Source organism: Streptomyces sp. NPDC001410 (assembly GCF_042895235.1).
Taxonomy (GTDB): Bacteria; Actinomycetota; Actinomycetes; order Streptomycetales; family Streptomycetaceae; genus Streptomyces.
On record NZ_JBIAWE010000020.1, the window covers coordinates 113,916 to 130,907 of the forward strand.

Genomic DNA, 16,992 nt, shown 5'->3' on the forward strand with positions numbered 1-16,992 from the left:
TAGATCGGAGTAGATCGGAGCAGATCGGAGCAGATCCGAGTAGAGCCGAGTAGAGCTGTCACGGGGCCGTGGGCATCTTGCTGCGGCCGCTTCCGTCGGCCACCCCGGCCTCCCTCCAACCCCTCGACCGCTCCCTGCGTATCTCGCCCCACCAGCCGATCCCGGTGAGGACCAACGTCAGCCCCACGCCTGCCAGGACCGCCGTGGAGGGGGCCGCCAGCTGCAGCAGAGCGCCCGCCAGGGAACCCGTGGCCGCGTATCCCGCGCCCACGGCCGCGTACATGACCGAGTAGCCCGCGGCCAGCGCACTCGGCGGGAGGGCCTCGCGCAGGGACAGGTTCCGGGTGAGCATCGCTGCGGACTGGAGCAGCCCCGCCACGGTCAGGGCGGCCGCGATGCCGACTGCGCCCGGTATCAGCGCGACCCCGGTCACCGCCGCCGACATCGCGCACAGCAGCACCACACTGCGGGTGGCGAGGCGGCCCGGCCAGGACCGCAGCCCGTACAGGAACGCGCCCACACCCGCGGCCGCCGACATGCCGAGGAGCAGCGGGCCGGACCAGCCGACGGCGATGCCGCGCTGTTCGAGCAGGGCCGGCAGGACGAGTTCGGCGAGGGCGAGCAGGGACAGGCCCGCGGCGCCGGTGACGTACGCCGGCCAGGCCCCGGCCAGAACGCGGAGCTTCGACGTCCCACCGGCCGTCCCTCCGGCCCGCTCCTGAGCCTGCCAGCCCTCGGGCAGCAGCCACAGGCCCGGCAGCGAGGCCCCCATCAGGGCCGCCGCGAGCAGCAGCGGCACGCCCGGGGCGACGCCGAGCGCGAGTCCGGTGACCGCGGCCGGGGAGAGCGCCCAGATGCCGGACGTCAGCATCGACTCCACCGAGAGCGCCTGCGCGGCCGCGAGCCCGGGCACCAACGAGGTGAGCAGGGCCCGCAGGCCCCCGGCGGCCGCCGCCGGGGCGGCACCGGCGAGGATTGCGAACATCCCGAGTATCACGGGGTGTGCGCCCGGCAGCGCGCCGAGCCCGGCGAAGCCGACTGCACCCGCGGCGAGGCCCACCGCCAGATGGGGACGGGCCCGCCGCGGGTCCAGACGCATGCCGAGGACGGGAGCGCCGAGGATCTCGCCGAGGACGTAGACCGCGGCGAGCGCGGCGCCCAACGAGTAGCCGCCCGGGCGTTCGCGGACCAGGAAGACCAGGGCGAGCGGCGCCATGGCCACCGGCATGCGGGCGCCGACGGCCACCAAGGCCCAGGTCAGGACCGGTCGGGAGACGACATCGCGGTAGCTCATGCGACGACGGTAGGGGGCGGCACGGACAATCGCCGCCGGATTTCCCGCCGCCTGTGGACAACTCGCGGAAGCACAGCCCGCGCAGCACTCACGAGGCTCGGACAAGCGAGCTCAGAACGTCAGCACCCCGCGCGCCACCCGACCCGCCTCCGCGTCCGCCCGCGCCTTCTCGAAGTCCTCCACCGGATAGGTCGCCGTCACCAACTCATCGAGAAGCAGGCGGCCTTGGCGGTACAGCTCGGCGTACAGGGGGATGTCCCGCTGGGGGCGCGAGGAGCCGTAGCGGCAGCCCAGGATGGCCTTGTCGAGGAACATCGAGGAGACGACGAAGGACGCCTCCGCGGTCGCCCGGGGCATGCCGAGCAGGACGGCCTGGCCGTGGCGGTCGAGGAGGTCGATGGCCTGGCGGATCAGCTCGACGCGGCCCACGCACTCGAAGACGTGGTCGGCGCCCGTCGGCAGGAGGTCCCGCACGCCCTCGGCCGTGGTGAGGAAGTCGGTCGCGCCGAACTGCCGGGCCACCGCCTCCTTCGCCGGGTTGGCGTCCACGGCCACGATCCTCAGGGCCCCGGCAAGACGCGCTCCCTGCAGGACGTTCAGGCCGATACCGCCCGTGCCGATGACGACCACGGTGTCCCCCCGGTCCACCCGGGCCCGGTTCAGGACCGCACCGACCCCGGTCAGCACCCCGCAGCCGATCAGCGCGGCCGACGACAACGGAATGTCCTTCGGGATGCGGACCGCCTGCACCGCCTTCACGACCGTACGTTCCGCGAAGGCCGAGTTGCAGGCGAACTGGTGGACCGGCCGGTCCCCGCGGCTGAAGGGCCGGCCCGGGCGGCCGATCGCCTGGCGGCACATGGTCGGGCGCCCCCGGTCGCACTCCGGGCAGGTCCCACAGTTGGCCAGCGTGGACAGGGCCACATGGTCACCGGGCGCGACATGCGAGACGCCCGCACCGACCGCCTCCACCACGCCCGCGCCCTCATGGCCCAGCACCACCGGCACCGGGAAGGGGATGGTGCCGTCCACCACCGAAAGGTCGCTGTGGCACAGCCCGGCCGCCGAGATCGCCACCAGCACCTCGCCGGGCCCGGGCTCCCGTACCGTCAGATCGTCCACCACCTGCACCTGCTTGCCGTCGAACACCACACCGCGCATCACACGACCCCCTTCGGCTCTCTCGGCAGACCGAGCACCCGCTCGGCGATGATCGTGCGCTGGACCTGGTCCGAGCCGCCGTAGATGGTGTCGGCCCGGGAGAAGAGGAACAGATGCTGGTCGGGGTCGAGTTCGTACGGCGAAGCCGGCGCCCAGTCGCAAGGCCCCGCGGAGGCCTCCGCACCGCGCACCTGCACCGCCAACTCCCCAAGGCGCTGGTGCCAGTTCGCCCACAGCAGCTTGGCCACACTGGGCGCGCCCGCGTCACCGGAGCCGCCGAGGGTGCGCAGGGCGTTCCAGCGCATGGCGCGCAGCTCGGCCCACTGCCGCACGAGCCGGGCCCGTACGACCGGGTCGTCGACGGCACCGGTACGCACGGCCGCCCGCACGACCCGCCCCAACTCCTGTGCGAATCCGATCTGTTGGGCCAGCGTCGACACCCCGCGCTCGAAGCCCAGCAGGCTCATCGCCACCCGCCAGCCCTGGCCCTCTCCGCCGACGACGTGCTCCGCGCGCGCCTGTGCCCCGTCGAAGAAGACCTCGTTGAACTCGCTCGTGCCGGTCATCTGGCGTATCGGCCGCACCTCGACACGCCCCGGCTGGTCCATGGGGACGAGCAGAAAACTGAGGCCCTGGTGACGACGGGACCCGGCATCGGTCCGGGCCAGCACGAAGCACCAGTCGGCCTCATGGGCGAGAGAGGTCCAGATCTTCTGGCCGGTGATCCGGTAGGACGCCCCGTCACGCACCGCCGACGTCCGCACCCCGGCCAGGTCGGACCCCGCACCCGGCTCGCTGTACCCCTGACACCACAGCTCCTCCCCGGCGGCGACCGGCGGCAGGAAACGGCTCTTCTGCTCCTCGGAGCCATGGATGATCAGGGTGGGGGCAAGCAGGTTCTCCCCGATGTGCCCCGAGCGCGGGGGCGCACCCGACCGCGCGTACTCCTCGGCCCAGGCGACCTGCTGGGTGAGGGTGGCGGTCCGATTGCCGTAGCCGTCCTCGGGCCAGCCGATCCCGATCCAGCCGGCTTTCCCGAGCGTACGTTCCCAGGTTCGACGGTCCTGCGCGCCGTCGGCATGCGCCGCGAGCCAGCCGCGAGCCTCGGTACGGAACGCCTCGTCCTCGGAGGTGAATTCAAAGTCCATGGGGCCTCCTCATCACGCCGGTCGCTGCAACTCCCTCAGGGGCGCTACTGGGCGTTGGGCCGAGCCCCACCCCGCGCCGCTTCTTCCATCGCCAGAAGCTGGGACAGCATCGGCATCGGATCCACCCCCACCGACCCCGGCAGAACCTCCGCGATCTTCTCCGGTGTCCAGGCGCCCTCCCCGTAAGCCGAACGGAGTTCCCGGGGCTGCGCCCACACCGCGATCTTCGGCCCGGCGATCGTGTACACCTGCCCGGTGACCCCCTGCTCCTTCGCCGCGTCGGACAGCAGGTACACCACCAGCGCGGCGACGTCCTCCGGCTCCCCGATCTCCTTCAGCTCCATCGGAACGTTCGCGGACATCCGCGTACGCGCCACAGGGGCCACCGCGTTCGCCGTCACCCCGTACTTGTGCAGCCCGAGTGCCGCGCTGCGGACGAGCGAGATGATGCCGCCCTTGGCCGCGCTGTAGTTGGCCTGGGAGACGGAGCCCTGGTGGTTGCCGCTGGTGAACCCGATCAAGGTCCCCGCCCGCTGCTTGCGCATCACGGCGGAGGCGGCTCGGAACAGCGTGAACGTGCCCTTGAGGTGGGTGGCGATCACCGGGTCCCACTCCTGCTCGGACATGTTGAACAGCATCCGCTCACGCAGGATCCCGGCCACACACACAACCCCGTCGATGCGGCCGTACGACGCCAGCGCCGCGTCCACGACCCGCTGCCCGCCCGCCATCGTGGAGATGTCGTCGGCCACGGCGATCGCCTCGCCCCCGGCCGCCTCGATCTCCTTGACGACGGCCTCGGCGACCTCGCTGGTCGGCGAGGTCCCGTCCATGGAGACGCCGTAGTCGTTGACGACGACCTTCGCGCCCTCGGCCGCGGCCGCGCGTGCGACCGCTCGCCCGATGCCCCGTCCGGCGCCCGTCACGGCGACCACCTTGCCTGCCAAGAAGTTCCCCACGTCCGGCCCCTTCCCGCGGTTTCTGACGGACCGTTAGATTTTATGGCGCGTCGGATGTGCGGACACAAGCCCCGGGGAGGCATCGGATGTCACTGCCCGCCGAGTTCCACGAGATCGCCAAGCGCGTGAACAACTGGGGGCGTTGGGGGGCGGACGACGAGATCGGCACCCTGAACCTGATCACCGACGAGGTCGTCCGCGAGGCCGCCGCCTGCGCCCGAACGGGCCGGCGCGTCCCCCTCGCCCTCCCGCTCCAGCAGGACGGCGTGCAGACCGGGATGATCCCGGGGCGGGTCAATCCGCTGCACGCGATGGTGCAGATCAACCAGGAGCTGTTCGGTCCTGGCACGGTGGCCTGCAGCGACGACGCGGTGACCATGGGTCTGCAGGCGGGCACCCACTGGGACGCGCTGACCCATGTCTCGCACTCCGGGAAGCTCTACAACGGCCGCCCGGCACACACGGTCACCCCGCACGCCGGCGCAGAGTTCAGCGGCATCGACAAGGCGCGGCACGTCGTCTCGCGCGGGGTGCTGCTGGACGTGGCACGCGCGCGTGGCGTGGACCGGCTGGCGGGAGGGCACGCGGTCACGCCGGAAGACCTGGAGGCGGCCGAGGAGTTCGGCGGGGTGCGCGTGCGGGCCGGGGACGTGGTCCTGGTGCGGACCGGGCAGGTGCAGGTGTATCTGGCCGGGGACAAGCACGGGTACGGCTATCCGTCGCCGGGCCTCTCGGTGCGCTGCCCGGAGTGGTTCCACGCGCGCGATGTGGCCGCGGTCGCGAACGACACGCTCACTTTTGAGATCTTTCCGCCCGAGATCGAGAATCTGTGGTTGCCGGTGCACGCGCTGGACCTGGTGGAGATGGGGATGCTCCAGGGCCAGAACTGGAATCTCGAAGAGTTGTCCACAGCCTGTGGAGAAACGAACGGGTACGCGTTCCTGCTGTCGGCGATGCCGGAGCCGTTCGTCGGCGCGACGGGGACACCCGTGGCACCGATCGCTGTTCTCTGAAGCCCGGTTGGCGGCGCGCCCCCCTGCGTCGATCACGCGCCGCCACCCGGCGCGACCCACACTCGACGAGGACCGCCATCACCCGGATCCTCGCCGTCCCCTCACGGCGAATCGTTGACCACAAGCGTGTTCAAACGGTCACAAGCCGTCAACGCCGATACGGCGATTCATGACGTACGCCCGATTCACGGTGGCCGCGCACGGATGCGCCCCCGGCGCACGCCACACGGGGACCTACACCGCTTCGAACGCGAGGTCCTCGTACGCGGACCGCCCGCCCCCGTACGCCACGGCTGCGCCCTCCCGGGGCTGCGAGCAGCGGTCCAGCTCGCACCAGATGCTCTTGCCGGCACCCTCGGGGCTCCAGCCCCAGCGGTCGGCGAGGCAGTCGACGAGCGCCAGGCCCCGGCCGCCGGTTGCGTTGCTGCCGGCGCAGCGCGGGACGGGTGCGCGGGGGCTGGTGTCGGCCACCTCGAGACGGACGGTGGCGGATTCGGCCGTGCCCGGGGGCAGGGACAGCCGCAGCACGGCCGGACGGCCGGTGTGCACCACGGCGTTGGTGACCAGTTCGGAGACGAGCAGGATCAGCGTTTCAGCGAGCGGCTCGTCGGCTTCTATACCGGACCCGAGCAGGCGTGAACGGGCCCATCTCCGGGCTCGCCCCACCTCCATGGGGTCGGGTCGGACTTCCAGTTGCACCTGAAGCACCTGCACCGCTCACACCATCCGAACCGGCGGACACATGACCCCGCGCCACGCACACGCCGCGACGAGGGCCACGATCGTAGCCATTCTCTGCATGGCCAGGACAACGGCCAGAGCAAGGGTCACGGAACGTGACTCCCTTACGAGACAGCATGGTTGACGTACAGTCACCCCAACAAGCGCTTCGGGCATATTCCAGCGCGAAGGATTACCCGTGCGGCATACTGTGCGACGCTCGCAGCGGGGAGTCGAACAGGCCTGTTCCGGCGTCACCCCGGGGGCATCACCGGCACGGCTCGGGCTCGCAGCCACTCGCATCCCACAGAAGGTACCGGAGTGAGGCGCCGACTCCAGGACGTGACGGGTCACGCGATGGACACAACCCGATATCGACGCTCCGTGATTCCGGTATGCCACGATCCGCGACATCTTGGGCCATGGCTTTGCGCACCGCCCAGACCAGCGCGTCGCCGTACGGTCAGGCCACCAGATCGACGGCCAACACTTCCTCACTCTCCGTACTCCCCCCGCCGCGCTGGGCCCGCGCCCAGGCCCGTTTGAGATGCAGATGGACCTCTGCTTCCCAGGTGAAGCCCATGCCGCCGTGCACCTGGAGGCAGTCGCGGGCCCCGCGCACGGCGGCCTCGTCGGCGAGCAGCCGGGCGGCGGCGATGTCCGCGGGGTCGGCGGTCACGGCGGCCGCGTAGACCGCCACCCGGGCCGTCTCGGCGCGCACCAGCAGGTCGGCGCACAGGTGTTTGACGGCTTGGAAGGCCCCGATCGGCTGCCCGAACTGCTTTCGCGCCCGGGCGTGTTGCACGGCCAGCTCGCACGCCCGCGTGGCCGTGCCGAGCTGCTCGGCGGCGGTGAGGAGCACGGCCTCCGGGTCCGGCCCGCCTGCGTCGTGCCCGGGGACGCGGTGCAGGGGCGTCAGCGGGTCGACCGACCGCAGGGGTACGGCACCGGAGGCGTCCCCGGTCACGGTGTCCGCCGCGTCCAGCCACTCCACCAGGGGGCCGTCCACGCGGGCCACCACGGTCTCCCCGGTGGCCGCCCCGGGTACGGTCCCGGCGGCGAGGTGGGTGGCCAGCACCGGCCCCGGCAGCAGTGCGCGACCGGTCTCCTCGAAGACCAGCACGGCCTCCGGCAGCCCGAGGCCGACCCCGCCCGCGGCCTCCGGCACCCGCAGCGCGAACAGGCCGGCAGCGCCCAGCTCCCGCCACAGGTCCCGGTCCAGGTGCCCGGGCCGGGCCACGGCCACCCGCAGCGCGTCCGCGCCGAACCGGCGCTCCAGCAGCTGCCGTACCCCGGCCCGCAACGCCCGTTGCTCCTCGGTGAGTCGGAAGCGCACGGTCACCGTCCCTTCGGCAGGCCGAGGATGCGCTCGGCGACGATGTTGCGCTGGATCTGCGAAGTGCCGGCGGCGATCGTGTACGACAGCGAGGAGAGCCGGTCGAGGACCCAGGGCCGGTCCAGGTCGAGACAGTCCGGGCCGAGCACCTCGGCGGCGGTGTCGTACAGCTCCTGACGGGCGTGCGAATACCTCAGTTTGAAAACCGAACCCCCGACGCCCGGTACTCCGCCGCCGGCCTCCGCCTCGCTCACGTTCCACTGGGTCAGCCGCCACAGCGCCCGGAATTCGGCATTGAGCCGCCCGAGCCGCCGGCGCAGTACGGGGTCGTCCCAGCGGCCGTTCTCCCGTGCGGTGCGGGCGAGTTCGCCGAGCACCCGGCGGCAGGCGACGACCTCGCCCACGAAGGCCGTGCCGCGCTCGAAGGAGAGCGTCACCATGGTCACGCGCCAGCCGTCGTTCTCCGCCCCGACCCGGTTGCCGACCGGCACCCGGACCTCGTCCAGGAACACCTCGGCGAACTCCGCCGACCCGGCGAGCGTGCGCAGCGGCCGTACGGTGACGCCCTCGGCGTCCATCGGCATGGCCAGCCAGGTGATGCCCTTGTGCCTGGGCGCCTCCGGGTCCGTACGGACCAGCAGTTCGCACCAGTTCGCGACCTCGGCGTGCGAGGTCCAGATCTTGGACCCGCTCACCACGTAGTCGTCGCCGTCCCTACGCGCGCGCGTGCGCAGCGCGGCGAGGTCGGACCCGGCGTCCGGTTCGCTGAACCCCTGGCACCACACCTCGTCCCCGCGCAGGATCGGCGGCAGCCAGCGGGCCTTCTGCTCGGTCGTGCCCTCGGCGGCGATCGTCGGCCCGGCATGCAGCAACCCGACGAAGTTCGCCCCCACATAGGGCGCGCCCGCCTTCTCCGTCTCCTCCAGGAAGATCAGGCGAACGCTCGGTGATCCGTCCCAGTGGACGTCGGCGTACCCGGCGTCGTACAGCATCCGCTGCCAGCCGAGGTCGTAGGCGCGGCGGCCGGGCCAGTCGTCCGGGGACGGCTTGGCGGGCAGGGTGGGCAGCACCTTGGCGAGCCACTCCCGCAGCCGGGCCCGGAACTCCTCCTCCTCGGGCGTGTACGAGACGTCCATCACTGGTCGAAGTCCAGGCCCAGCATGCGGATGGCGTTGCCCCGCATCAGCTTGTACACGGTTTCGTCGTCGAGGCCCTTCACATGGTCGAGGGCGACCTCCTTGGTGTGCGGGAAGGTCGAGTCGACGTGCGGGTAGTCGGTCTCGAAGGTGGCGTTGTCGCGGCCGACGACGTCCAGGGACGCGACCCCGTGCTTGTCGCGGAAGAAGCAGCAGAAGATCTGCCGGTAGTAGTACGTCGAGGGCGGCTCCGGGATCAGATCGCGCACCCCGCCCCAGGCGCGGTGCTCCTCCCACACGTCGTCGGCGCGCTCCAGGGCGTACGGGATCCAGCCCATCTGCCCTTCGGAGTAGGCGAGTTTCAGGGTCGGGAACTTCACCAGCACCCCGCTGAAGAGGTAGTCCATCATCGAGGCCATCGCGTTGTTGAAGCTGAGCGAGGCCTGGACGGCGGGCGGCGCGTCCGGGGAGGCGGCGGGCATCTGCGAGCTGCTGCCGATGTGCATGTTGACGACGGTCCCGGTCTCCTGGCACACCGCGAAGAACGGGTCCCAGTAGCCGGAGTGGATGGACGGCAGCCCGAGATAGGTGGGGATCTCGGAGAAGGTCACCGCCCGCACCCCCCGCGCGGCGTTGCGCCGGATCTCCGCGACGGCCAACTCCACGTCCCACAGCGGAATGAGGCACAGCGGGATCAGCCGTCCCCCGCTGCCCCCGCACCACTCCTCCACCATCCAGTCGTTGTAGGCGCGGACGCACGCGAGCGCGACCTCCTTGTCGTGCGCCTCGGCGAAGGTCTGACCGCAAAAGCGCGGGAAGGTCGGGAAGCAGAGGCTGGCCTCGACGTGGTTGAGGTCCATGTCCTCCAGCCGCGCCTTGGGGTCCCAGCAGCCACGGCGCATCTGCTCCCGTGTGATCCCCTCCAGGGTCATCTCGTCCCGGTCGAAGCCGACGGCGGCGATGTTGCGCTTGTACGGGAACTTCAGGTCCTCGTAGATCCACCAGTCCGTCGGCTGGCCCTCCGGGTCCATGGTGATCTGGTACTTCCCGCCGACGTACGCCAGCTCCCCGATCCCGGCGGTCAGCGGCTTGGGACCCCGGTCCCGGTACTTCGCCGGCAGCCAGGTCTCGAAGAGGTGGGCGGGCTCGATCACGTGGTCGTCGACGCTGATGATGCGGGGCAGTTCGGTCACGATGGTCCCCTCCGCCGGACAGCACTTATCTGATGGTCCGTCAGATAGCATGGCACCTGACGAGTCGTCAGCCAAGCAGGGGGCATACGTGAACGAGACCCCGCACTCCCTGAGTTCCTCCCGCACGCTGTGGGAGCTGGTCGCACGCCGCGCCGACCTCACCCCCGACCGCCCCGTCCTCCTCCAGGACGACCGCCGGCTGACCTTCGGCGAGCTGCGCGAGCGGGCCGAGCGGGTGGCTGCGGGCCTGTACGGCATGGGCGTCCGCCCCGGCACGGTGGTCGCCTGGCAGCTGCCCACGCGCATCGAGACAGCCCTGCTCTCCTTCGCCCTGGCCCGCCTGGGCGCCGTCCAGTCCCCGATCATCCCCTTCTACCGGGACCGCGAGGTCGGCTTCGCGCTGCGCGAGTCCAGGGCCGAGTTCTTCGCCGTACCGGGCGTCTGGCGCAGCCACGACCACACGGAGATGGCCCGCCGCCTCGGCGCGAAGGGCGTCTTCGAGGCGTACGACACCCTGCCCGAGGCCGACCCGTCCGCCCTGCCCGCACCGCCCGCCGAGGGCACTTCGGTCCGCTGGATCTACTGGACCTCGGGCACGACCTCAGACCCCAAGGGCGTCCTGCACACGGACCGTTCCCTGATCGCGGGCGGCTCCTGCCTGGCCCACGCCCTGCGCCTCACCCCGGACGACGTGGGCTCGATGGCGTTCCCGTACGCGCACATAGCCGGCCCGGACTACACGGTCATGCTGCTGCTGTACGGCTTCCCGGCGGTGATGTTCGAGCAGTTCGCCCTGCCGGACGCGCTGGAGGGGTACCGGCGGCACGGGGTCACGGTGGCCGGCGGTTCGACGGCGTTCTACTCGATGTTCCTGAACGAGCAGCGCAAACAGCCGGACACGAAGGTGATCCCCTCCCTCCGCCTCCTCGCGGGCGGCGGCGCCCCCAAACCCCCGGAGGTCTACCACTGCGTCGTCCGGGAGATGGGCGTACAGCTCACCCACGGCTACGGCATGACCGAGGTCCCGATGATCACCATGGGCGACCCCGAGGACACCCCCGAGAACCTCGCGACGACCGAGGGCCGCCCACCTCAGGGCATGGAGATACGGATCGTCGACGGCGAGGTCCGCCTGCGCGGCGAGGCCGTCTGCCAGGGCTACCTGGACCCGGGCCAGACGGCCGCGGCCTTCGACCCGGAGGGCTTCCTGCGCACCGGCGACCTCGGCCACGTCACCGACTCCGGGCACCTCGTGCTCACCGGTCGCCTGAAGGACGTGATCATCCGCAAGGGCGAGAACATCTCGGCCAAGGAGATCGAGGACCTGCTGGCCGCACATCCGGCGGTGGGAGACGTCGCGGTCATCGGCCTGCCGGACGCGGAACGAGGGGAACTGGTCTGCGCGGTGATCGAACAGCCGCCCGGCACCGAAGAGTTGACGCTGCCATCGGTCGTCTCGTACCTGCGCACGGAAGGGCTGTCCGTCCACAAGCTGCCGGAGCGGCTGGAGGTGGTGGACGCCCTTCCACGGAACGAGACGCTGCGGAAAGTGCTGAAGTACAGGCTGCGGGAGCGGTTCTCGCAGCCGCCGGACGCTACTCCGGGACGGTGAAGTAGCGCGCGAACGCCGGGATGATCTCCGCCTCGCCGACCCTGCCGTCGCCGTCCGTGTCGAGGGCGGTGGCGGTGGTGCGGGCGATGTCGGCCGGTACGTGGAAGACGCGCAGGACGCGGGCCGCGTCGGTGAGGGTGGCGTGGCCGTCCGAGTCCGGGTCGGCCACGGCCAGGGCCGCGTGCAGGAAGGGGCGGGCGATCTCGGCGAAGCGATCGGGGTTGTCGCGCAGGCGCTTGACCGCGCCGGTGACGAACTCCTCGCGGGTGATGCGCTGGTCGCCGTCCCGGTCGGCGATGCCCGCCATGCCCTGCCAGAAGGCCTCCGCACCGGCGTACAGCGCCTGGCCCTTGTCGGAGCGGGCGGCGACGGCGAACTCGGCGAGCAGCGCCTTGGCCGCCGCGTTGAAGTCCTCGCGGTCGATGTAGCCGTTGCCGTCCTGGTCGAAGGTGGCGAACCGGGCGGCGATCCTGCGCTCGTACTCGGTGCTGACCATGTCTGTTCGAGCCGCCTTACGTTGACGTGGGGGTGGATCTGGCAGGGAGCGTACGTCGCGGGAGGCGGTGAGGTGACGGAAAAGCGGGGGATGTGCCAAGACCGGGGGAATTCTGCGACAACCTTGTGGCATCGGCGCGGCGCGGCTCAGGCCGAGAGGGGTCCCGCCTCGTCGGTGGTGGCGGACTCGACGTCGGGGCGGACGTCGAAGAGGCGGCGGACGCCGAGCGCGCCGAGGACCCGGTTGACGTGCGAGCCCTCGTCGGCACCCCGGTCCGGCAGGATCAGCCGCAGCCTGCCCTGGCAGGAGCGGATCAGCCGGCGGGCGGCGATCAGGACGCCGACCCCGCTGGAGTCGCAGAAGAAGACCTCGGAGAGGTCCAGGATCAGGCTGTGGTGACCCTCGGCCACCACGTCATGGACCCGCTGGCGCAGCACCGGCGAGGTCATCAGGTCCAGCTCCCCGGACACCCGGAGCACGGCCCACTCGCCCTGTGCACCCTGTTCGGTGCTGGTCACCTTGAACGCCACGGCCACGCCCCTCCGCTCGCCGGATCTCCCGGAACCGCCCGGAAACGGAAGCAGTTCCTACGTTTCTCTCCGCGCGGCTGCCCAGCGGCGGTTCCCTGAAACTTCGGGCAACAAACCGCGAGCGATCGACAAGGGGCTTGTTTCAGTCACTACCGATCCTGTTCGATCGGAGTTGGACACGTTTTGAGTGAAGATTGTGTGAAGAGGGCACTATCACCTGCGGCGCCTCGGGGGGCGCACATTGACACAAAGGGGCGTGCGTAGTCAGGGGTGCCGACTACATTCGAGACGAGGGTGCAGAGACGCTGGACACGTCGGACGACGAGGGGAGGGGCAACATGGCGCAGAAGGACGTACCGCCCCGCTGGGACCGCAAGATGCAGCAGCGGCTCGCGCGCGGTGAGGCCGCCGCGCTCGGCGAGCTGTACGACCGGTTCGCCTCCCTCGTGCACAGCCTCGCCCACCGCGTCCTCGGCGACGAGCGGGCCGCCGACGGCGTCACCCGCGAGGTCTTCGCCCACGTCTGGGAACACCCCGACAGCTACGACCCCAAGGAGGGTCCGCTGCGCTCCTGGGTCGCCGCGGTGACCCACCGGCTGGCCGTGCAGCGGCTGCGCGCCACCGAGACCGCCGCGCTGACCGGGGGCGAGAGCGGCTCCGCGGAGGAGCTGGAGGGCCTGGAGAGCAAGGTGCACCGCGCCTCGGTCGCCGCCCGCGCCGACTACATCGTCCACTCCATGCCCGCTCCGCTGCGCGCCGCGCTGGAACTGGCCTATTTCCAGCGCCGCGACTACCGCCAGACCGCCACCGACCTCGGCGTCACCGAGGACGAGGCCCGCCGCCGGCTCCGCCTCGGCCTGCAACTGCTGTCCACCGCCCATGACGTCGGCACTCCGCCGGGATACGGGGGTGCGGTGTGAACTGGCCGGGAGGGTTCGAGGCGCACGACGGGGACGACAGGGACGACAAGTACGACGGTGGCGGCGGGGACGACGGGCACGACGCGTACGAGGGCGCCGCGGGGGCGGGCCCCGGTGACGGTTCGGCTTCGGGTTCTGGCTCGGGTTCCGGCCAAGGTTCCAGTTCGGGTTACGGCTCCGGCTTCGGTTCCGGTTCCGGTGACGGGCCGCCGGGTGGCGGTGGGTCCGGAACCGGCCGGTCGCCCCGGATACCGCTGCCCCGCGCCTCCGTCGAGGACAGCGGGTTGCCGCTGCCCGACCTCGCCGACCTGGGGGACCTTCCGCCCGTGCCGCTCGACCTGTCGCACGACGTCCTGAAGTCACTTCTCGGCGCCTGGGCCCTGGCCGCCTGCTCGGCGGCCGAGACGGCGGCCGTGGAGGAACACCTCGGCAGCTGCGGGTCCTGCGCCGAGGAGGCGCTGCGGCTGCGCGAGGCGGTCGGCCTGCTGCACCAGCCCGAGAGCCTCGACCTGGACCCCGCCCTGCGCACCCGCGTCCTGGACAGCTGCCTGGACCGCCGGCCGCCGCGCATCCCGGTGCCCGAGTGGGCGGCTCCCTACGACGCCGAGAGCGCGCGACTGGACGCGCTGCTGCAGGACTTCGGCGACGCGGAGTGGCATGCGCCGGTGCGGCTGCGGTGGTTCAGGGGCGACGCGCCGACGAGTCGTCGTACCACCGTGGCCGGTGTGATCGCGCATCTGCTGTCGGTGGACGGGCTGGTCGCGGTGGCGCTAGGTCTGGAGGATCCGCTGGCGGAGGTCTTCGCGAAGGGCGAGAAGAGCGAGGTCGGCGGGCAGGGTGCTGTGGGGCCGGCCGGGCGTACCGAGGCGTTCTGGCGGGCGTCCCACTTTCCGCCGACGCGGTCGGTGCGGGGGCCGTGGCGGGAGCAGAGCCACAACGTCGTACGGACGGTGTCCTTCACGGGCAGCACCGCCGGCGGGCTCGCGGTGCCGTACGGCCCCTTCGAACTGCCGTTGCACGACGCCATGCTGGACCGCGCCTTCGAGTGCTGGGTGCACGCGGAGGACATCGCGGAGGCGGTGGACTATCCGTACGAGCCGCCCGCGCCGCGTCACCTGAACAAGATGATCGACCTCGCGGCGCGGATGCTGCCGCTGGCGCTGGCCGGGCGGCGCCGGGCGGGGTTGTCCGCGCCCGGGCAGACCCCGCACCTCGTTCCCGCGGGCGCGCCCGGGCGCAGCCTGCGGCTGGAGATCGAGGGGGCGGCCGGCGGGGAGTGGCTGATCCCGCTGGACTCGCCCGGGGCGGTGGGCTCCGCGGAGTTCGAGGTGGCCCATGTCGCCCTGGACGGCGTGGAGTTCTGCCGGCTGGCCGCGGGGCACGTGCCTCCGGAGGAGGCTGCGGCGGGACAGGTCGGCGACCGCGAGGCGATCAGGGATGTGCTGTTCGCCGCGGCGGGGCTCAGCCGGATGTGAACTTGGCTGTGCAGCTTGCCGGTGTTGTTGCCGGGCGGGGGTGGGTTTCGCTTACCGGCGCTAGCAGAGTGCCGCTGCGCCCACCCTCCCCCAAGCTCTCGGCTTCGCTCGAGCAGGGGGGACCCCCATCGCCCCAGCGGCACGACTGCCCGCAGCTACGTGGGGACAGCCGGGGCCGCGGCTGTCTGCGGCTGCGTGGCTACGGCACCTATGCGGCCGACGGCACGGCAACTTCCTAGGGGCGCGGGGAACTGCGCGACCAGCCCCCACGCACCCGCAGCCGAAGAACGACCCAAACCGGCCCCCCGGCTCAGTGGACCGAGAACCCACCGTCCACGAAGATCGACTGCCCGGTGACATAAGCAGACGCACCGCTCGCCAGAAACACCACCGCCCCCGCGAAGTCCTCCGCCAGCCCGTTCCGGCCGATCATCGTGCGTGCGGCCAGTGCCGCCACCCGCTCCGGGTCGGAGGACAGCCGCGTGTTCAACGGGGTCATCACGAAGCCCGGGACAAGGGTGTTGGCGGTGACGCCGTGTGGGGACCACGCCTCGGCCTGGGAGCGGGCCAGTGACTCCAGTGCGCCCTTGGAGACGCCGTAGGCACCGCTGTGCACGAAGGCCCGGTGCGCCTGCTGGGAGGTGATGTGGATGATCCGGCCGTAGCCCCGCTCGGCCATGCCGGGACCGAACCGCTGCCCCAGCAGGTAGGGCGCCTCCAGGTTCACGGCCATGGTGGTGTCCCACACCTCCTCGCCCAGCTCCCCCATCGGCGGCCGCAGGTTGATCCCGGCGCAGTTGACGAGGATGTCGGGCTCCCCGAACTTCCCGGCCGCTTCCTCGGCCGCCGCGCGCACGCCCTCGCGGGTGCTCAGGTCGGCGCTGACCCAGGCGGCCCGGCAGCCGTCGGCGGTCAGCTCGTCGACCGTGGCGGCCAGCTGCTCCTTCTTGCGCGCCACGACCACCACGCTCGCCCCGGCCCGCGCCAGTGCCCCGGTGATGGCCCGGCCGATGCCGGAGCTGCCGCCGGTGACCACGGCGACGCGGCCGTCCAGCGAGAACAGTTCGGAGAGGTACGCCTGTGAGGTCATGCCGGAAGCCTAGAGGGCACGGCTCAGGCGAAGATCACCGTGCGGCGCCCGTTGAGCAGGATCCTGCGCTCGGCGTGCCACTTCACCGCGCGCGCCAGCGCCTGGCACTCCACGTCCCGGCCGATGGCGACGAGTTGGTCCGGCGTCACGCCGTGGCTCACCCGCTCGACCTCCTGCTCGATGATCGGGCCCTCGTCGAGGTCGGCGGTCACGTAGTGGGCGGTGGCGCCGATCAGCTTGACGCCCCGCGCGTGCGCCTGGTGGTACGGCTTGGCGCCCTTGAAGCTCGGCAGGAAGGAGTGGTGGATGTTGATGATCCGGCCGCTGAGCTGCTTGCACAGGTCGTCCGAGAGGACCTGCATATAGCGGGCGAGGACGACCAGTTCGACGTTCTGCTCGCGCACGATCTCCAGCAGCTGCGCCTCGGCCTGCGCCTTGTTCTCCTTCGTCACCGGGATGTGGTGGAAGGGGACGTGGTACGAGCCCACCAGCTCCTGGAAATCGGTGTGGTTGGAGACCACGGCCGCGATCTCCACCGGCAGGGCGCCGATGCTGGCGCGGAAGAGCAGGTCGTTGAGGCAGTGGCCGAACTTGCTGACCATCAGCACGATGCGCATCTTCTCGTCGGCCCGGTTGAGCTGCCAGTCCATGTGGAAGGTGTCACCGATCGCCGCGAAGCTCGCCCGCAGCTTGTCCACCGTCAGCGGCGCGTCCGCGGAGAAGTGGACGCGCATGAAGAACAGTCCCGTGTCGTGGTCGCCGAACTGCTGGCTGTCCTCGATGTTGCAGCCGGTCATGAACAGGTAGCTCGACACGGCGTGCACGATGCCCTGCTTGTCCGGGCAGGAGAGGGTGAGGACGTACTGGTCGGCCGGGGCGGCGGCCGGGGCGGACTGCTCGTTCATGCAC

Annotated in this window: 16 protein-coding genes; 4 read left to right on the plus strand and 12 right to left on the minus strand. The window is 71.4% G+C overall.

Annotated features, from left to right (window positions below; all coding sequences use genetic code 11):
- Positions 1–58 precede the first annotated feature (58 nt).
- From ACFY3C_RS36020 to ACFY3C_RS36035, 4 genes are all read right to left on the minus strand, one after another.
- Complete coding sequence (locus tag ACFY3C_RS36020) at positions 59–1,294, minus strand: MFS transporter (protein WP_390773811.1); 1,236 nt, start codon at positions 1,292–1,294, stop codon at positions 59–61.
- Between the two features lie 111 nt (positions 1,295–1,405).
- Positions 1,406–2,455, minus strand: a complete 1,050-nt coding sequence (locus ACFY3C_RS36025; protein ID WP_390773812.1) for a Zn-dependent alcohol dehydrogenase — start codon at positions 2,453–2,455, stop codon at positions 1,406–1,408.
- Complete coding sequence (locus ACFY3C_RS36030; protein ID WP_390773813.1) at positions 2,455–3,603, minus strand: acyl-CoA dehydrogenase family protein; 1,149 nt, start codon at positions 3,601–3,603, stop codon at positions 2,455–2,457. The genes ACFY3C_RS36025 and ACFY3C_RS36030 overlap by 1 nt, the downstream gene beginning before the upstream one ends.
- A gap of 44 nt (positions 3,604–3,647) precedes the next feature.
- On the minus strand, positions 3,648–4,562 hold the full coding sequence (locus ACFY3C_RS36035) for an SDR family NAD(P)-dependent oxidoreductase (RefSeq protein ID WP_390773814.1): 915 nt from the start codon (positions 4,560–4,562) through the stop codon (positions 3,648–3,650).
- A gap of 86 nt (positions 4,563–4,648) precedes the next feature.
- Here ACFY3C_RS36035 and ACFY3C_RS36040 point away from each other — a divergent pair, with 86 nt between their 5' ends.
- Positions 4,649–5,575, plus strand: a complete 927-nt coding sequence (locus tag ACFY3C_RS36040; protein ID WP_390773815.1) for a cyclase family protein — start codon at positions 4,649–4,651, stop codon at positions 5,573–5,575.
- A 234-nt stretch (positions 5,576–5,809) separates the two neighbouring features.
- On the opposite strand, the gene ACFY3C_RS36045 is transcribed toward ACFY3C_RS36040, so the two are convergent.
- The 4 genes from ACFY3C_RS36045 to ACFY3C_RS36060 form a co-directional block, all read right to left on the minus strand.
- Positions 5,810–6,274 carry an ATP-binding protein gene (locus ACFY3C_RS36045; RefSeq protein ID WP_390773816.1) on the minus strand — a complete coding sequence of 155 codons (465 nt, stop codon included), beginning with the start codon at positions 6,272–6,274 and terminating at the stop codon, positions 5,810–5,812.
- 484 nt (positions 6,275–6,758) lie between these two features.
- Entirely contained in the window at positions 6,759–7,631 is an 873-nt protein-coding gene (locus ACFY3C_RS36050) for an acyl-CoA dehydrogenase family protein (protein ID WP_390773817.1), read from the minus strand.
- A gap of 2 nt (positions 7,632–7,633) precedes the next feature.
- Positions 7,634–8,767, minus strand: coding sequence for an acyl-CoA dehydrogenase family protein (locus ACFY3C_RS36055; protein WP_390773868.1), 1,134 nt, complete (start codon positions 8,765–8,767; stop codon positions 7,634–7,636).
- A complete protein-coding gene (locus ACFY3C_RS36060) occupies positions 8,767–9,960 on the minus strand; it encodes an amidohydrolase family protein (protein ID WP_390773818.1) in 1,194 nt (397 codons plus the stop codon). Before ACFY3C_RS36060 ends, ACFY3C_RS36055 begins: the two co-directional genes overlap by 1 nt.
- Before the next feature lie 88 nt (positions 9,961–10,048).
- Between ACFY3C_RS36060 and ACFY3C_RS36065 the strand changes: the two genes are divergently transcribed.
- Positions 10,049–11,572, plus strand: a complete 1,524-nt coding sequence (locus tag ACFY3C_RS36065; protein WP_390773819.1) for a class I adenylate-forming enzyme family protein — start codon at positions 10,049–10,051, stop codon at positions 11,570–11,572.
- Here the strand turns inward: ACFY3C_RS36065 and ACFY3C_RS36070 are convergent.
- Positions 11,556–12,068 (minus strand): EF-hand domain-containing protein, encoded by a 513-nt coding sequence (locus ACFY3C_RS36070; RefSeq protein WP_390773820.1) that lies wholly within the window; start codon positions 12,066–12,068, stop codon positions 11,556–11,558. The two genes, ACFY3C_RS36065 and ACFY3C_RS36070, sit on opposite strands and share 17 nt — an antisense overlap.
- A gap of 146 nt (positions 12,069–12,214) precedes the next feature.
- Positions 12,215–12,604: an STAS domain-containing protein gene (locus ACFY3C_RS36075; RefSeq protein ID WP_386573525.1), complete on the minus strand. Its 390-nt coding sequence runs from the start codon at positions 12,602–12,604 to the stop codon at positions 12,215–12,217.
- Between the two features lie 332 nt (positions 12,605–12,936).
- On the opposite strand from ACFY3C_RS36075, the gene ACFY3C_RS36080 reads away from it, so the two are divergent.
- A complete protein-coding gene (locus ACFY3C_RS36080) occupies positions 12,937–13,518 on the plus strand; it encodes an RNA polymerase sigma factor (RefSeq protein ID WP_386573526.1) in 582 nt (193 codons plus the stop codon).
- On the plus strand, positions 13,515–14,993 hold the full coding sequence (locus ACFY3C_RS36085; RefSeq protein WP_390773821.1) for a zf-HC2 domain-containing protein: 1,479 nt from the start codon (positions 13,515–13,517) through the stop codon (positions 14,991–14,993). Before ACFY3C_RS36080 ends, ACFY3C_RS36085 begins: the two co-directional genes overlap by 4 nt.
- 310 nt (positions 14,994–15,303) lie before the next feature.
- On the opposite strand, the gene ACFY3C_RS36090 is transcribed toward ACFY3C_RS36085, so the two are convergent.
- Positions 15,304–16,083, minus strand: coding sequence for an SDR family NAD(P)-dependent oxidoreductase (locus tag ACFY3C_RS36090; RefSeq protein ID WP_386573529.1), 780 nt, complete (start codon positions 16,081–16,083; stop codon positions 15,304–15,306).
- A 23-nt stretch (positions 16,084–16,106) separates the two neighbouring features.
- Positions 16,107–16,988: a formyltetrahydrofolate deformylase gene (gene purU / locus ACFY3C_RS36095; RefSeq protein ID WP_386573530.1), complete on the minus strand. Its 882-nt coding sequence runs from the start codon at positions 16,986–16,988 to the stop codon at positions 16,107–16,109.
- Positions 16,989–16,992: the final 4 nt, after the last annotated feature.